Annotated in this window: 17 protein-coding genes, 1 other RNA gene and 1 riboswitch; of the genes, 15 read left to right on the top strand and 3 right to left on the bottom strand. The window is 49.4% G+C overall.

The annotated features are described in order from the left end of the window. The first annotated feature begins 37 nt into the window (after positions 1-37). Both C8J48_RS10175 and C8J48_RS10170 read left to right on the top strand, forming a co-directional pair. Positions 38-1,696 carry an AMP-binding protein gene (locus tag C8J48_RS10175; protein WP_281261199.1) on the top strand — a complete coding sequence of 553 codons (1,659 nt, stop codon included), beginning with the start codon at positions 38-40 and terminating at the stop codon, positions 1,694-1,696. A 271-nt stretch (positions 1,697-1,967) separates the two neighbouring features. Beyond that, complete coding sequence (locus C8J48_RS10170; RefSeq protein WP_107726466.1) at positions 1,968-3,392, top strand: M1 family metallopeptidase; 1,425 nt, start codon at positions 1,968-1,970, stop codon at positions 3,390-3,392. A 66-nt stretch (positions 3,393-3,458) separates the two neighbouring features. Here C8J48_RS10170 and C8J48_RS10165 read toward each other — a convergent pair whose 3' ends face one another. Beyond that, a complete protein-coding gene (locus C8J48_RS10165; protein WP_107726464.1) occupies positions 3,459-3,662 on the bottom strand; it encodes a spore germination protein in 204 nt (67 codons plus the stop codon). Between the two features lie 53 nt (positions 3,663-3,715). Further along, positions 3,716-3,919 (bottom strand): spore germination protein, encoded by a 204-nt coding sequence (locus C8J48_RS10160; RefSeq protein WP_107726462.1) that lies wholly within the window; start codon positions 3,917-3,919, stop codon positions 3,716-3,718. A gap of 106 nt (positions 3,920-4,025) precedes the next feature. Between C8J48_RS10160 and C8J48_RS10155 the strand changes: the two genes are divergently transcribed. The 6 genes from C8J48_RS10155 (at position 4,026) to C8J48_RS10130 (ending at position 8,545) form a co-directional block, all read left to right on the top strand. Continuing rightward, positions 4,026-4,724 carry an endonuclease/exonuclease/phosphatase family protein gene (locus C8J48_RS10155; RefSeq protein WP_245891209.1) on the top strand — a complete coding sequence of 233 codons (699 nt, stop codon included), beginning with the start codon at positions 4,026-4,028 and terminating at the stop codon, positions 4,722-4,724. A 47-nt stretch (positions 4,725-4,771) separates the two neighbouring features. Then, complete coding sequence (locus C8J48_RS10150; protein ID WP_170105360.1) at positions 4,772-5,527, top strand: tRNA (adenine(22)-N(1))-methyltransferase; 756 nt, start codon at positions 4,772-4,774, stop codon at positions 5,525-5,527. After that, complete coding sequence (locus tag C8J48_RS10145) at positions 5,494-6,612, top strand: Nif3-like dinuclear metal center hexameric protein (RefSeq protein WP_245891121.1); 1,119 nt, start codon at positions 5,494-5,496, stop codon at positions 6,610-6,612. Before C8J48_RS10150 ends, C8J48_RS10145 begins: the two co-directional genes overlap by 34 nt. 87 nt (positions 6,613-6,699) lie before the next feature. Next, an RNA gene (rnpB, locus tag C8J48_RS10140) (RNase P RNA component class A) lies at positions 6,700-7,125 on the top strand. A 206-nt stretch (positions 7,126-7,331) separates the two neighbouring features. Further along, on the top strand, positions 7,332-8,165 hold the full coding sequence (locus C8J48_RS10135) for a GDSL-type esterase/lipase family protein (protein WP_107726454.1): 834 nt from the start codon (positions 7,332-7,334) through the stop codon (positions 8,163-8,165). Between the two features lie 74 nt (positions 8,166-8,239). Further along, positions 8,240-8,545, top strand: a complete 306-nt coding sequence (locus C8J48_RS10130) for a hypothetical protein (protein WP_107726452.1) — start codon at positions 8,240-8,242, stop codon at positions 8,543-8,545. Between the two features lie 207 nt (positions 8,546-8,752). On the opposite strand, the gene C8J48_RS10125 is transcribed toward C8J48_RS10130, so the two are convergent. Then, positions 8,753-10,399 (bottom strand): hypothetical protein, encoded by a 1,647-nt coding sequence (locus C8J48_RS10125; protein ID WP_107726450.1) that lies wholly within the window; start codon positions 10,397-10,399, stop codon positions 8,753-8,755. A 216-nt stretch (positions 10,400-10,615) separates the two neighbouring features. On the opposite strand from C8J48_RS10125, the gene C8J48_RS10120 reads away from it, so the two are divergent. The 7 genes from C8J48_RS10120 (at position 10,616) to C8J48_RS10090 (ending at position 16,481) form a co-directional block, all read left to right on the top strand. Further along, positions 10,616-11,689, top strand: a complete 1,074-nt coding sequence (locus C8J48_RS10120; RefSeq protein WP_107727691.1) for a M42 family metallopeptidase — start codon at positions 10,616-10,618, stop codon at positions 11,687-11,689. A gap of 159 nt (positions 11,690-11,848) precedes the next feature. Then, a complete protein-coding gene (locus C8J48_RS10115) occupies positions 11,849-12,583 on the top strand; it encodes an isochorismatase family protein (RefSeq protein ID WP_107726448.1) in 735 nt (244 codons plus the stop codon). Between the two features lie 11 nt (positions 12,584-12,594). Next, positions 12,595-13,740, top strand: coding sequence for an NADH-quinone oxidoreductase subunit D (locus tag C8J48_RS10110; RefSeq protein ID WP_107726446.1), 1,146 nt, complete (start codon positions 12,595-12,597; stop codon positions 13,738-13,740). A 270-nt stretch (positions 13,741-14,010) separates the two neighbouring features. Further along, on the top strand, positions 14,011-14,622 hold the full coding sequence (locus C8J48_RS10105) for a DedA family protein (protein WP_107727690.1): 612 nt from the start codon (positions 14,011-14,013) through the stop codon (positions 14,620-14,622). 110 nt (positions 14,623-14,732) lie between these two features. Further along, the gene (locus C8J48_RS10100; protein ID WP_107726444.1) at positions 14,733-15,218 is read left to right on the top strand and encodes a COG2426 family protein; all 486 of its coding nucleotides are present in this window, start codon (positions 14,733-14,735) and stop codon (positions 15,216-15,218) included. A gap of 140 nt (positions 15,219-15,358) precedes the next feature. Further along, entirely contained in the window at positions 15,359-15,658 is a 300-nt protein-coding gene (locus C8J48_RS10095; protein ID WP_107726442.1) for a 2Fe-2S iron-sulfur cluster-binding protein, read from the top strand. A 67-nt stretch (positions 15,659-15,725) separates the two neighbouring features. Further along, positions 15,726-15,827, top strand: a riboswitch (TPP riboswitch). Next, positions 15,825-16,481, top strand: coding sequence for a thiamine phosphate synthase (locus C8J48_RS10090; protein ID WP_107727689.1), 657 nt, complete (start codon positions 15,825-15,827; stop codon positions 16,479-16,481). (Overlaps the previous riboswitch by 3 nt.) Positions 16,482-16,495: the final 14 nt, after the last annotated feature.

The raw sequence follows: 16,495 nt of genomic DNA, 5'->3' as shown, positions 1-16,495 counted from the left end.
TTGTTAATGATCTGTACACTTCCGCAAGGGGGCCGGTATGGTGAAGGAGTTGCGGGATAGAACAGTAGGCGGCTTGCTGGATGAAATGGCGGAGCGTTTTGGGGAACGGGAGGCGGTCGTTTATCCGGAGCGACAACTGCGATGGAATTACCAGGAGTTCCACCGCCAATGCAATCAGGCGGCCAAGGGATTGATGAGACTGGGAATCCGTGCCGGGGATCATTTGGCAGTGTGGGCGAGTAATCAGCCAGAATGGCTGGTGATGCAATTTGCTACGGGGAAGATGGGGGCGGTATTGGTAACGGTGAATACTAACTACCGCACGCAGGAGTTGGAGTATCTGTTACGCCAGTCGGATACGGAAACCTTGATTTTGATGGACTCCTTTAAAGGCGTCAGTTATGTGGATATGTTAGTTGAAATCTGTCCTGAGCTCATGCAGGCGGAGCCGGGGCAACTTCGCGCAGAGCGGTTACCGCGTCTGCGCAATGTGATTTTTCTGGGAGATGAACGGAAGCCGGGGATGTTCAACTGGTCTGAAGTGATGCGTATGGGTGAACATGTACCCGATACAGCCCTATGGGAACGACAGCGATCCCTCCGCTGTGAAGAGGTGATCAATATGCAATACACATCCGGAACCACCGGCTTTCCCAAGGGTGTGATGTTGACTCACCACAATATCGTCAATAACGCGCATCAGATCGCCGCTTGTATGCAATTAACGGAACACGATCGCATGTGCATTCCCGTTCCTTTCTTTCATTGTTTTGGGTGTGTGTTGGGAACGCTGGCCTGTGTCAGCGTGGGGGCGACGATGGTTCCAGTCGTGGAATTTAATCCGCTTACAGTGTTAAAAACGGTGGAGAAAGAACGGTGTACCGCTTTACACGGGGTGCCGACTATGTTTATTGCTGAATTGGATCACCCTGACTTTTCTCGTTTCAACTTGTCCAGTCTGCGCACCGGGATCATGGCGGGGTCCAATTGTCCGATGGAAGTGATGAAACGCGTCATACACGATATGGGAGCGACGGAAATCACCATCGCCTACGGCCAGACAGAGTCGTCTCCGGTTATTAGCCAGACCCGGACAAAAGATTCGATTGAGCGACGGGTCTCTACTGTCGGCCAAAAGCTGCCCCATGTGGAGGTAAAGGTAATCGATCCGGATACTGGGGAAGAAGTGGCCCCAGGGGTACAAGGGGAGCTCTGCACCCGCGGTTATCATGTGATGAAAGGATATTACCGCATGCCGGAGGAGACGGCTCTTGCGATCGACGATGACGGCTGGCTGCACACCGGTGATTTGGCACGGATGGATGAAGAGGGATATCTCAGGATTACCGGCCGTCTAAAAGATATGATCATCCGTGGTGGGGAAAATATCTACCCCCGAGAGATTGAGGAGTTTCTGCATACCCATCCCAAAGTCCGGGATATACAAGTGGTCGGTATCCCGGATGAAAAATACGGGGAAGAAGTGATGGCCTTTATTCGAGTAGAAGAGGGGGAGAGCCTCGATCTGGATGAGATGCGCGCTTTTTGCGACGGGATGATTGCCCCCTATAAAATTCCCAGCCGTATGGAGATTGTAGCCGACTATCCCTTAACCGCCAGCGGCAAGGTGCAGAAGTTTCGACTACGGGAGATGGCCGTCAAGGCATTGGGACGAAGCGATTTGGTGGAGCGGTGAATCTGGTAAAAAAGCGCGATAATGAGGTTGGCAATCGAAGGCATACCTCGGCTTTTTCTGTAAACAGGTTGTCAGACTTGTGGGAGGGGTAAAGACACCCCTCCCACAAGTCTGACGCGCCATTCCTCTCACCGCTTATAGAAGCGGGAGACTTCTGACGCAATAGGTTAAAGGATAGACTGGATCGACTTTTCCCTATGCATCCACATAACGGAAAACCCGTTGGGCAACCTATTGAAGTAGGATTTTCCAACGAACGGAGGAGCGATGGATGCAGATACGGTGGGTTTATACGGTTTTCTTGGTGATGTTGATAGGGATGGGATCGTTGGGGTTATCGCTACCGACAGCACAAGCGGCAGTACAACCAACGGGAAAAGAGCGTCCCTATTATCGATTGGAAGCGACATACTCCAATGAAAGTCAATCGGTGTGCGGACATATGAAGGTGAGACTGCCCGATCAACGGCAGCAAGCATGGAATGAGGTGTATTTTCATCTCTATCCCAATGCGTTTAAGGATTGGAAGTGGGGAGCGGAATCAAAGCCGGAAAAGCCAGGGTATCTCAAGGTAAATAAGGTGAAAGTAGATGGGGTGCCGGTCTCCACGCAAGAAAAGGGGACTCTCCTAAAGGTGAAATTGAAGCGACCCCTTAAGACAGGAGAAACAGCTGAGGTAGAGATGGATTATGAACTAAAAATACCCAAGGGGGGCACCCGTCTCAATGTTTACGGCAATACCGCCTTTTTAGCCCAATGGTATCCGATGTTGGCTGTGCACGATTCCAAGGGGTGGCATACGGATCCGTATACGACGACTGGGGATCCTTTTTTCAGCCAAGTTTCCGATTTTGAAGTAAAGTTTCAAGTGCCAAAAGGATACCAAATTATCTCCAGCGCTCGAGATGCCGAAAAGCCCACATCGACGGTATTTTTGCGGCAAGCCCGTGTACGGGATTTTGCGGTGGTAATTACAAAGGATTACGAACCGATCAAAGGGAAAATAGGCAATACCAGTGTCAACCTCTGGTATCTCAAAGGGATGGAGGATGTGGCTCAACCCTTACACGATGCGGCGGTCAGCAGTATGTCTTTCTTTACAAAAAAATTTGGCGCTTACCCCTATCGCGAGGTGGATGTGGTGCTGGGGGAGACCGGTTATGGTATTGCCGGGATGGAGTATCCTGGATTAGTAACCTCGGTAGCCCGCATTCCGACGCGGAATGGAGAACAAGCGGCAGTCAATGTGGTGGCGCATGAGCTGGCGCACCAATGGTGGTATGGTGTCGTGGGAAATAATCAAGTGAAAGAACCCTGGTTGGATGAAGGATTGACCACTTTTTCTGAACTGCTATTTATGCATGATCAGATGGGTCAAAATGAGCGGGAATGGTTGATGCGGGCGGCACAACGAACCGATGAGATTTACAAGCAAAAGGGTGTGACTTCAGTAGAATCACTCTACAAGTATTCCGATCCCATTTATGGTTTGATGGTGTATACCCGTCCGGCAGCGATGATGTGGGAACTGGTGGATCGGTTAGGGAAAGAGCAGGTACTAAAAATCCTGCACACCTATTATGATCAGTATCAGTTCCAAACGGCCACCACGGAAGATTTTATTCAAGTGGCCAATCGGGTGTCAGGACAAAATTTGCGTCCCTTCTTTGAGCGATGGCTTTACTTTAAAGGATAAATGTTTATAAAAGTGAAGCCCAGCGAATCTTCGCTGGGCTTTTGATTATGAGACGATTGAGTAAGATCACACTTGATCGATCACATCTGGATCAAAGGAGAAGTTGTTATTGGCCTTAATATTACTGATGAAGTCACCGACGGGAAAGTTGGGACCCAGTGTTTTTTGATTGAAAAGGCGCCCAACATTAACGACATCCCCCATATTGACAGCACCCGTCGAGGCGACTTGTAAAATCTTTGCATTAAAAATTTGATTTGCTACAGGCATTCCGTATCACTCCATTGCTTATTTTTTCAGTAGCTGGATAGATGTAAATTCGGTCACACCTGATCGATGACATCCGGATCAAAGGAGAAGTTGTTGTTGGCTTTGATATTGCTTATAAAGTCACCAACTGGAAAATTAGGACCCAATGCTTTCCAATTGAAGACACGACCGACATTGACGGCATCTCCCAAGTTGACGGCACCGGTCTGGCTAACCGATAAAATCTTTGCGTTAAATATTTGGTTGGCCACAGCCATAGTGGACCACTCCCCTGTTATTTTAGATGCCCATATTGTACGTTGTATCGGCAGAACGAGTACCTGTCTTCCATCTTCTTTTGAGGAGGAAATTCGCGTGAAAGTGATGAGTTATAATATTCGCCATGGATTAGGGTGTGATGGCCGTTTGGATATAAACAGAATTGCCGAGGTGATACAGCTGCAGCAAGCGGATGTAGTCGGCCTCAATGAAGTGGATGTTCGATTTCATCGCCGTACTGCGTTTGCCGATCAGCTTGATATTCTCACAACTCGTTTAAACATGGATGGCGCATTTGCACCGGCCATCAAAGTGGGAAACGAGGCGAGCAATGATGGCTATGGTAATGCGCTACTGCTCCGAAAAGGCGGTTTGATCGATTATACTTCCGAGATATTTACGGGAAAAGGAGAAGAGTGCCGCAGCTTGTTATTGGCCAATGTTGAAATAGACGGTTGCCACTGGCGCATAGCGGTTACGCATATCGGATTTAGTCCGTGGATGCGGCGCCGTCAAGTGGAACGATTGGAACAGTTGGCGTTGGAAAGGACGCCGCCGTTGGTGGTGATGGGGGATTTTAATATGAGTCCGGGACATATCGCATTAGCTCCCTTGGAATGTCGGATGATAGATGTGCTGGCCCAAGTAGAAGAAGGAACCTACCCTTGTTATCGCCCACGTCGGCGAATTGACGGCATTTACTGCACCCCAGGGGTGAAGGTGATCACTGGCTGGGTGGTGGATACCCCCGATTGTCCATCTGATCATCGACCGGTAATGGGAGAGTTGCAATCCTCGCTTTAAACAAATCGGAAATTCGATATAATGGCAGGGGAGGAATGGACGAAGAGATGAAAATGAACAAGCAGGTCAGACAGGTTGATGGTTTATCCCTGCGTTTGTCTGCGGTGGCGGATGCAATTCCATCCGGTCGTGTAGTGGCGGATATCGGCTCGGATCACGCCCAGTTGTTGATTGCCTTGGCTCAGGCCGGTTTGCTAAAGCGGGGAATCGCAGGGGAAGTAAATGAAGGCCCCTGGAAAAATGCAAGCCAAAACGTCAACGATGCCGATTTACAACACCAGATCCAGGTGCGAAGAGGAAACGGCTTGGATGTGTTAAAGGTTGGAGAGGCTGAGGTAGTGGTCATTGCCGGTATGGGTGGCCACTTAATCACATCCATCCTGGATCGCAGCTTGCATAAGATGGAGAAGCTGGAACGGTTGGTATTACAACCGAACAATGGTGTTGACCATGTACGTCGCTGGCTTTATCGTCACGGATGGGAGATAGACGGGGAAAACCTGGTGCGCGAAGCGGGTATCCTTTATGAAGTGGTGACCGCCTCACCGGGAGATCCCGATCAACCTTATCGCGGGTTGCCGTTGCCGTTGGAACAGGCATATGAGGTAGGCCCGCTATTGTGGCAAGAGCGGCACCCGCTGTTGCTGCACAAATTGACGGAGAAGTTGGAAGGATTGGATCGTATTTTACAACAGTTGGAATTGGGGCGCTCCCCAGAAGCGCGCCAACGCTTGCAACAACTGAAGCAAACACGGGAGGAATGGAGGCGATGGCAACAATGGCTACAACAGGACGAAAATTGATCGCGCAGATGGAGCGGTTATCTCCACCTGTACTGGCGATGGAAAAGGATCGCATCGGACTGCAAGTGGGCGATCCGGAGGCGGAAGTGAAGGGAGTGCTGTTGGCACTGGATGTGACGGAAGCCGTTGTAGATGAAGCAATTGCACTGGGTGCTAACTGGATTATTGCGCATCATGCCGTCATCTTTCGGCCTCTGGGCGATTTGCGGCGCGATCGCCCGGCGGGACGCCTCTTCGCCAAACTGTTAAAGCACGATATCCAAGTGTATGTCGCCCATACCAATTTTGATTCCGCCACTGGCGGCGTTAACGATGTGCTGGCGCAAAAGTTGGGCCTGACAGAAACAGACGTGTTAATCCCCGTTCATCGCGAAACCTATAAAAAATTGGTGGTCACGATCCCGAAGGACCATCATGACGCGGTGTTGCAAGCAATTTGTAAAGCGGGTGCTGGCTGGATCGGCAATTATAGCCATTGTACTTTTAACTTGGAAGGGACGGGTACGTTTCGGCCGGAGGAAGGGACCGATCCTTACATCGGTGAACAGGGTCAATTAGAGCGAGTAGGGGAAGTACGGTTGGAGACGATTGTGCCGACCACTATTCAAACCCGGGTAGTCTCAGCGTTGATCAAAGCGCACCCCTATGAAGAAGTGGCGTATGATCTTTATCCTCTCGACCTGGAGGGAGCGGTGCAGGGACTGGGACGCGTAGGCCGATTGGATCAAACCCTCTCTTTAAGCCATTTGGCTAATCAAGTGAAAAAAGCTTATGGTTTATCCCACTTGCGCTTTGTAGGTAATCCAGATGTGAGGGTACAGACGGTGGCGGTTCTCGGTGGTGCAGGTGGCCGCTACTGGCCTGAGGCTAAACGGTTGGGTGCTGATGTCTATATTACCGGCGATATCGATCACCATACAGCAATGGATGCCCGAGAAGCGGGCGTCTGTCTCATTGACCCGGGTCACCATGTGGAATATTTGGCGTTGGAATCGCTTCGACAGCAGCTATCGGAAATGAACACTGAAAAAGAAATAACCATCCAGGTTTCAACGATTGAAACCAGTCCTTTTTCCTTTGTTTAAATCTAAAAATAACCATTAAAACCATTTAAATGATCTTGATTGCCGTCGTCATTTTTGGTAAAATCATGGTTGTCGTTTGACTTTAGGAAAGTAAACTAGGCAATCGCCGGTGGAGTACCGCAAGGTCCCACGGGAGGAAAGTCCGAGCTCCGCAGGGCAGGGTGCCGGCTAACGGCCGGTGGGGGCAACCCTAAGGCTAGTGCCACAGAAATGGAGACCGCCGATGGGAACGAAACCTTTTTCGTTTCACAGGCAAGGATGCAACGGTGCGGTAAGAGCGCACCAGCAGCATGGAGACATGCTGGCTAGGTAAACCCCACCTGGAGCAAGACCTGAAAGGGGATCGGCGCATTTGATGCGCAGCTGTTGCCCGCAGTGATCCCGGGTTGGTCGCTGGAGCGACGCAGCAATGCGTCGCCTAGATAGATGATTGCCACTCCAAGGGTGGGAGGTGACAAACGTCACCGCTGTACCACTGGGAGGACAGAACTCGGCTTATGGTTTGCTTTCCTGATGTCATCAAGGAATAAAAACGGTACCGTTTTTTGGTGCCGTTTTTTCTTTTGCATTGAATGTAATAATAAGGTTATCGAACTGTCATTGCTGTGAGAATGGCATGTAATGGTATTTTGTTAATATTGGATTCAAATGGATAGAGCGTTTGCTCGTTATTTTTAACTTTTACAAGTAAAGCGCATTTGAAAGGAGGGGTCTTCAACATGAAAAAGCGGCTTTTTATCATCGGTGTTGTGCTCTCCCTGGTTGTAATCGCCTTTGCCGTTATCCGATATTACCCCATCGCCCAACTGATGTTGACAAAAGATGAACAAGACCCCTTCGTGGTTTCCAATGTTAATATCCTATCCAAATTACAGAAAGACGCCAGTAATAAAGATTCATTGCATTATCTAGTATTGGGTGACTCTGTTGCCAGGGGGGTCGGTTCCAACCAGTCTGCTCCCCATGGATATAGCAGTTTAGTGGTAAAAGGTCTGGGCGATGCGGAACGCATTCCGCTTCAATTGAACAATCAAGGTGTCTCGGGTCAAACATCCCAACGCCTACTTTCGTCCTTACAGCGTTCGGATCTACAACAGCAGATCGCTGATGCCGACTTAATCTCCCTTACAATCGGCGGAAATGATGTATTGAAAAAAGCATTGCAGAAAAATAATCCGGTCAGTGTTTTGTCTGATTTTCCAGCTATACAAGAGGAGTATTATCGTAATTTAAACAACATCCTCAAAGAAATCAGGGGGTTAAATCCAGATGCACCTATTTTACTCACCTCCCTCTATAATCCCATTTCACCGGATGAATCTTATTACGGGCTGTCGGTTAAATTGCTACAGCAATGGAATCGGGGGATGAAAAAGATCGCTTATCAATATGGCCTTACCCATGTGGTGGATGTGGATGATCGTTTACGTACAGCTCATAACAGTTGGCTATCGGATGAAATTCATCCCAATGAGAAGGGATACCGGTTGATCGCTGACGGAATTCTAGAGGAAATCCGTAACCAACCCCGGTCTTCCGCCGATAATCGCTAAACGATCTTCATTTGTATAACCCTGTTTTCTTTTCGGCATCTTAAGGGATAATCGATGGCGGGGAGGGAATGGGGGTGTATCCGTTTCACACCTATGAAGCATACCTGGATCGTTACCGTACATTTTGGTCGGAAGAGGGGGACGGTCGTCCCGGAATCATGGACGAAAGTGATTTTTCCCGGTGTATGAAGTTACTGCGAGAGAGTTATGACAACTATCAAGGGTTGTTAATCTCCGGTCAAGAAGAGGAGGCAGCGACATACTACGGCCATGTGATTCATGCATTGGAAAATCAATTGGCAATCGCTGACGGATCGGACAATTTTCTCCCTCCCGGTGTGATCGACAGGGGTGAACTCCGGGATAATCATGATGTATAGGGAGCTCTCACACGGAAATTCTAATAATAATACAACTTAGAGGCAGGAGTGAGGGCGATGCCGTGGATAATCGGTTATATTGCCGGAGCGGCGCTCGGTGCTTTAACAATGGTGCTCTCTTAACGGTAAAACAACAAGGCTGTTGATACAGATCAACAGCCTTGTTGTTTTTTTAGCTGCCACAGGTGGCTTTTTTATTTCTGCCCTTTATCGCTTTGTCGTCAATAAATGTTTTAGCAGTTGGCCTTCTTCTACCAGCTTTTTCCCTTGTGGATTTCTTTTTAAGGGTTGCATCAGTTCATCTAAAAACAGAAGTGCTTGTGAAGATCGCCCCTGCAACAAATGATCGCGAAAGCTTATTTGCTGCTCTTGCCATCGCTCAGGCAGGATTGAAGACACCTCTTCCTGCCAGCGGTACCCCCGATATAAAGCCATTGCATTGAGAAAGACGCGCATGCGACGCTGGGGATCGTATATCAGCGTGTCACCGATGATCGCAGAATGGTTAGCGTAAGCGCTCCAGCCGAGGGAGCTTTCAAACTCGGGACTTTCCAACTGAAATCCCTGTGACTCCATATGGTCAAAGCCGGCAAACAACCAAGTGGGTGAACCGGTACGTTTTCGCGTCAATCGCAATTGCAGGACCGCTTCCGGTTTTTCCTTTAACCAAGGGGTAAGATCCAATTCTTGTCGTTGCCATCCTTTGCGGGAGGCGGTGGCGGCGTCCTGCGACCAGACTTTTTTTCCGTCGATACGGATTTCTTGCATATATTGTCCCACAGGTAGCCGGGCTGGTGCGATCACCCGCTGATAAAATCTGAGTCGATAAGAGGAGGTGCGATCTGGGAACACAACTTGTTTCAATTCGCCGAATCCCCCTGCGGGTGGATGGGAACCGGGAGGAACAAAGAGACATCCATAGCCGTATCCCACTTTAGCCAGGTGATCGTTGCTTTCTGGAAACCAATTTTTTTGCAGAGCATAAGTAACCACTCCTTGCAATTCCTCTTTGCCTAAATGGTGCAGGCCGGCTCGCAAGGTTTCATCGACATAGCGGGTGGAGGGGTTGGCAGGTGTGGCTGATAACTTACTGGCGTGAACCATCAATACAAAAGGAACTCCTTCTCGTTTCAACAGACGGGAGGTTTTTGTGATCTGTTGTTGTAGACGCTGGGTCCGTTGTGTATTTCGGTAGATCCCGTCCCGATAAGTCATGACGATACCGTCAAACAATCCCCGGTATTGCTGGAGCAGAGGCGGACGGATGGCTGTATGGTAGATTTGCGGATAAAAGCGAACAGCGGGATTGGCGCGCTGGCCGGCCTCCCGCATCTGTTTGACATATTCCGGGGTGAATACGGACAAGTTGTGGTTGAAGTCATCCATAACCATCCCCTTTAAATTGGGAAATGAACGGGACAAATGGCCAATTGCTCGCATCCAAGCCACATAATCCGTTCCATAGGGCTCAGAGCGCTTTTCCCTGGCTTCACTAGGAGGAACCAGATATACCCACACATCGATGCCCGCTTTCTGGGCGGCAGGAAGAAATTCCTTGCGCAAATCATCCCAATCGGAAGAAGCGTGCCAGATCAGATAAAAATAGGTGTTGACGCCTACATCCTGCAACCGACGGATGAGGCGGGGAGTATCAACATGGGTAAAACCGTCTTTTCGCGGATGCTGTTCCCGTATCTCTCCCGCATAGTCTCCAAGTATGGGCGTCGGTTTGGCGGCAGTCACCCCCTTGAGTGTCATCAGAGATGAAGCGGGTAACACAGCGGCAAAAAAAAGAATGCATGCCAACATCCCTAAACTTCCATAAGTCGAAAAACTTCTGCTGCGACTCTCCATCCGCCTACCCCCGTCCCCGTTCTTTTATCCGGTTTCCACCCGTCTTACTGTCTAACTTTTACGGATGGGATGAATCAGCCGTCGTTTTCGTTTCTAGTTTGGGACAGGGAGGGGGGGAATATGTGCCTCCCTTTGCATGGATGAAAAATGACCGCCTTGTTTACCATAAAAGGAAACACTGTGTAGCGACATAAAAGATAGGGTGATATTGCAATGATGGATTTATTGAAAGACCTGACGCTAGCCAGAGGTGTTCCTGGATATGAGAAAGAAGTGCGCCAACTGATGGAACGAACGCTGAAACAGGTTGGAAGCCGTGTGATTACGGATGAGACAGGCAGCATTTTTGGGGAAAAAGAAGGAAACAGCCCCTCTCCGCGCATCCTGCTAGCGGGACATATGGATGAAGTGGGTTTTATGGTGACGGAGATCGACAAGAGCGGTATGCTTTATTTTACTCCTTTGGGCGGATGGTGGAGCCAAGTTCTGCTGTCGCAACGGGTCACGATTTTAACGGAAGGGAAATCGTTTACGGGAGTGATCGGTTCTAAACCGCCGCACCTCTTAACCCCGGAAGAACGGGGCAAAGTATATCCAATGCGGGAAATGTATATCGATGTGGGGGCAAAAGATGAGGAACAGGTTAAAAAATGGGGGATTTGCATCGGTGATCCGGTGATTCCAATTTGCTCCTTTGAGATTATGCCGGATCATGACACGATTCTGGCTAAGGCTTTGGACAACCGCTTGGGCTGTTATTTGGCGTTGGAAGTGTTGCGCCGCTTAAAAGAGGAGGATCACCCCAACACAGTGATCGCTGGTGCTACCGTTCAGGAAGAAGTGGGGTTACGCGGTGCCAAGACTGCTCCCTATGTGGTGGAACCCGATATTGCCTTTGCTCTGGATGTAGGCATTGCCCAAGACGGTCCCGGCGGCAAAAAAGATAAACCGCGTCTCGGTGGAGGCCCCTTGATCACTTTTCTCGATGCCACCATGATTCCCAATATCGGCTTGCGCAATCTAGTGTTAGAGACCGCCGATGAATTTCAGATCCCTTATCAGGTGGATACCATGATGGGTGGGGGTACGGATGCGGGTCAATTCCATCTTCATCACAAAGGTGTTCCTTCCTTGGTCATTGGAACAGCGGCTCGCTACATTCACAGCCACGTCTCCATGATCAGCAAAACCGATGTGGAATTGACGGTAAAATTGTTGGTGGAAGTGATTAAAAAGCTGGATCGCCATCGGGTGCAGTCGTTTACGCGGTTTACGGAAACTCAACACTGAGGTTGCGGATAACTCAGATAAAGAACCGAGGCCAGATATTCGTCAGCTGTCATCCCGCCTTTTTTGGCGGTTTTTTTACATGCTCGCCAGTCTGATCAGTTTTTGATAAAGTAAAAGTGTTAAACGGTTTTGCTGTACGGTCGAGAGGAGAGGGATGACATGGACGCCAAACAAAGCTTAACCTTTTTAGAGGATGCGCAACAACGGCTCGCTGAACTTCCATTTGAAACCGTTTCCGCGATTCTAGCACAGGCTCAAGGGGCGGAGCGGGTTTATCTGGTATTTGTCGATATCATTCGCGGTTTTTGCGATGAAGGAGTGTTAGCTTCCGAGCGTGTGCGGGAGATGGTAAAGCCGGTGCGAAGCTTGGCGGATGCCTTTTTAGCACAGGGTCTGCCTGCTTCTAACCTTCTTTTTTTGCAGGATGACCATCCAGCGGATGCGGTGGAGTTTGCCGCCTTCCCTCCTCACTGTGTACGGGGAAGCGGAGAAGAGGAGACGGTAGAGGAGTTGCGTTCGTTGGTGGAAATGGAAGGAGCGCAGCTCTTTCGCAAGAACGCTACCAATGGACTGTTTGGAGTGAATACTGCGGGAGAACCTTTTCACGCGTTTTTGCGACGGGTGTTAACAGAGCCGGTTACTTTCGTCGTGGTGGGAGATTGTACGGATCTCTGTATCTATCAAAATGCGATGGGGATTCGATTGTTGGCCAATCAAGACAATGTGCAGGCGCGAGTGATCGTATCCCGCTCGCATGTTCGCACCTATGATCTTCCGGTTGCGGCGGCAAAGCAGATCGGGGCACTTCCCCATGACGGGGATCTGTTGGATGTTGTGTTTTTATCCCATATGCGTCAAAACGGCATCGATGTGGTGGCGGGGATTCAGTCTTAAGGTGTGTTTTGATGATTACAACAACAGACAGAGGCTTGAAAACTGGGAGGGGTGGATCGTTGCGAACGGAAGAGATGCTGCTCAATGTGGGCCCACAGCACCCGAGCACCCATGGTGTTTTTCGACTTGTCTTAAAGATTGACGGGGAAATCATTCGGGAAGCGACACCGGTAATCGGATATTTGCACCGGGGAACGGAAAAGTTGGCTGAAGACCTGCCTTATACACAGATTATCCCTTATACCGACCGCATGGATTATGTAAATGCGATGAACAACAATCACGCCGTGGTCTTGGCGGTAGAGACGTTAATGGGCGTGGAAGTGCCGGAGCGAGCGGAATACCTACGGGTGATTGTGACGGAATTAAACCGGGTGGCTAGTCATCTGGTCTGGTTTGGCACCTATCTGTTGGATATCGGGGCGATGAGTCCGTTTTTGTATGCCTTTCGCGATCGGGAAAAAATTGTGGAACTGTTCAATGAACTGTGTGGGGCACGGCTCACCTACAACTATATGCGTGTCGGCGGAGTCAAGTGGGATGCGCCGGAAGGATGGTTGGATCAAGCGCGGGAGTTGGTGGGTTATCTAAGAGGAAAGTTGGATGAATATCACAATCTCGTCAGTGGCAATGAGATTTTTCTGTCGCGGGTAAAAGGAATCGGTCGCTATGATGCGGCGACAGCGATTCAATATGGGTTATCCGGTCCTAGTCTTCGCTGTACCGGGGTAAAACGGGATTTACGCAAAGATCAATCCTATTCACTCTATGATCGCTTTGAATTTGATGTTCCTGTCGGTACAGACGGCGATTGTTACACCCGGTTTAACCTGCGCATGGAAGAGATCGTTCAGTCGCTCGCCATTGTAGAACAAGCGCTGGAGCAGATTCCGAATGAAGGTGCGGTTATGGCCAAAGTTCCCCGTGTGTTACGCCCACCGGAAGGGGAAGTATATGTGGCCGTAGAAAATCCCCGGGGTGAATTGGGTGTCCATCTGGTCAGCAAAGGAAAAGATAAACCGTGGCGTATCCACTGGAAGCGACCCTCCTTTAGTAACCTTCAAATCTTGCCCCATTTGCTGCAAGGGGAAAACGTGGCTAATCTGATCGCCATTCTCGGTGCTGTTGATATTGTGTTGGGTGATGTGGATGCATGAGTTGGACTACTCAAGCTAAAGACGGATTACCATCCCAACCAGCGTGGGATACGTTTGTTAGCAGCCTCTCCCCCTGAGTGGGGAAGTTTTTTTTATGCAGCTTTTCCAAGTGTGTACATATACTTAAATAGGGAGATCCTAATTGATAGAGGTGTTAAGTGTTAAGGCGATCCCGATTGGTAAGTTTCCTCAAGCGGTATCCCTTTTGGCTGAAGGGTAGTTATGATATTCTAATCTTATTGGGCGTGAAGGATGGAGCGGGGCTGAGTGATGGAACAGACGATGTTGGAAATCATTTGGCAATACGGATACCTGGGTATCTTTCTCTTTTTGGCGTTGGGAATCGTCGGATTACCTTTGCCGGATGAGATTATGATGACCTTTGTCGGTTATCTGGCCTCTGTGGGGCAATTAAATCTAGCTCTGACGTTTTTTAGTGCATGGGCAGGTTCCATGTGCGGGATTTCAGTCAGCTATTGGTTGGGGAAGCGGTTAGGCTATCCTTTTTTTAATCGCTATGGGAATAAGGTATGGATTACCCGTAGGCGTTTAATACAGGCCCGGCTTCTCTTTCGCAAATACGGCAGCTGGGTTTTGTTTTTTGGTTACTTTATTCCCGGGGTCCGTCATGTGACTGCTTATATTGCTGGTATTTCCCAACTATCGATAAATCAATTTGCCCTATATGCTTATAGCGGGGCGTTCACCTGGTGTACCACCTTCATCGGAGTCGGTTTTTTCGTTGGTGCCAAGTGGGGAAAAATGATCGAAATGGTCCATCATTACGGAGTGATGCTGCTGTGGATGATGTTGGCAATCGGCACCGTTTGGATCGTGCGCCACATTGTCTCACAATACTCACACCTGTTCATCCGAAAATAGGTCACAATCGAGGAACATACCCATAACAGACCCTGGTTTGTGACCATATCCTATAAGAACAACCATGCTCATCACTGCTTCTTTGTTCTGGAGAGGAGAAATCAGTCGAGATGACCGAATGGTTGGCTTGGTTCCCTAAGGAATTGCAAGTATTAATATTGGCGGGCACCCCTTTTGTCGAGCTAAGGGGGGCGATTCCTTATGCAACCGTGATCGGCCTGCCGTATCATCAAGCTCTTTTGTTTGGGATCCTCGGCAATCTGATCCCGATTATCCCTTTGCTCTACTTTTTTGAACCGTTGATGAAGTGGCTATACAAACAGTCTCCGCGCTATCGCCGTTATTTTGACCGCATTCAGAAAAATGCGGTGGAAAAAGGCGGTTCGATTCGCAAATTTGGGGCGCCGTTGGGACTGTTTCTGTTTGTGGCCATACCGATGCCGGGTACGGGTGCGTATACCGCCTGTTTTGCAGCGTCTTTCTTCCGTGTGCCCTTCTGGGTTTCAGTTGGTTCAATCGCAGGGGGAACGATTGTTTCCGGCCTGATGTTTGCCACGTTGAGCCATTACTTGGCTTCCTGGTTTGGTTGGATGTAGAAAGAAAAAACCATGGGTGTTTCGCCCATGGCAATGATGGACAAGCCAAAAAGAGATTGAGACATGTTGATTATCAAGAGGGTGGAAGGGTTTTTGAAAGCGAAGAGCCTTAGATAAGAGAAAAAAGGAGGAATCAAACCATGCCAAAGGTACACATCATCGTTGGAAAAGAAGAGCATTCCCTGGAAGTGGGAGAAGGGGACAACTTGCTGTTTGAAGCGGTTTCCCGTTCGGTGATGATTCCTTTTAACTGTACTTCCGGCCGATGTGGAACTTGTCGTGTCCGCGTAGTGGAAGGAGCGGAACATTTAAGCGAAATGGGCGACCGGGAGGAGCTCCGCCTGGGAGACGAACAGGTGGAAAAAGGGTATCGCTTGGCTTGTCAATCGTTTGTGTTTGGTGATGTTACGGTAGAAGTGCCGCAACCTCGCTTATATTAAAGTGAATTTGCCGTTTGACGGAATCTCGAATCCATTGCTACAATGGAGACAAATCACATACCTGATCTTACTCCACTAGGGGTGCACCATGTGCTGAGAGGGGGCTTGCTCCCAACCCTTTGAACTTGACCTGGTTCATACCAGCGTAAGAAAGTGGGGAAACCGTATGATTGAGCATTTTCGCCGGTATCCCCATGGATACCGGCTTTCTCATGTGGTTAACCGTCAACGGCCCCAACTCCACTTGGTTGTTGGGCATCCGTACTCATTGGAACAGGTGGTAGAGGTGTGTCAAGAAGCACATTCTTATCTGGATCATATTCATCTGCGATTAAAGGGAAGCACAGCGAAGACGGTAACACAATGGGCAGAAAAGTTGCTGTCGATAACGAGCACACTTTCCCACCAGTTAGTAATCAATGGCATGCCTGAGGTAGCCAAAACGTTTAATGTTGGCTTGCATTTGCCGGAATCGGCCCCTTTTGTCAAAGATCATTCGCGGGCGGTGGGTGTTTCGGTTCATTCCGTTGCATCGGCCCAAGTCAAGGAGACGGCAGGGGCGGCGTATCTCTTTTTTGGTCATGTCTATGACTCGCAGTCAAAGCCAGGGTTGCCGCCGCAAGGTGTAGCCGCTCTGCGCAAAGTGGTTAACGGCGTTACCATCCCAGTTATCGCGATCGGCGGTGTGGAGGAAAGGCGCTTGGCAGAATTGGGCTCGACAGGGTGTGCTGGAGTGGCGGTGATATCAGCGATCATGGATGCTCATGATCCGGGCGAGACCGCTCGAAGAATGCGGGAGGCGTTGGTGCGACATTGGACCTAAAAGGAGCGAAATCC

Origin of the sequence: Desmospora activa DSM 45169 (assembly GCF_003046315.1) — a bacterium.
GTDB classification, from domain to species: Bacteria; Bacillota; Bacilli; order Thermoactinomycetales; family DSM-45169; genus Desmospora; species Desmospora activa.
Note: the sequence above shows the minus strand (reverse complement) of the source record. Positions and strands in the feature narration are given on the sequence as shown.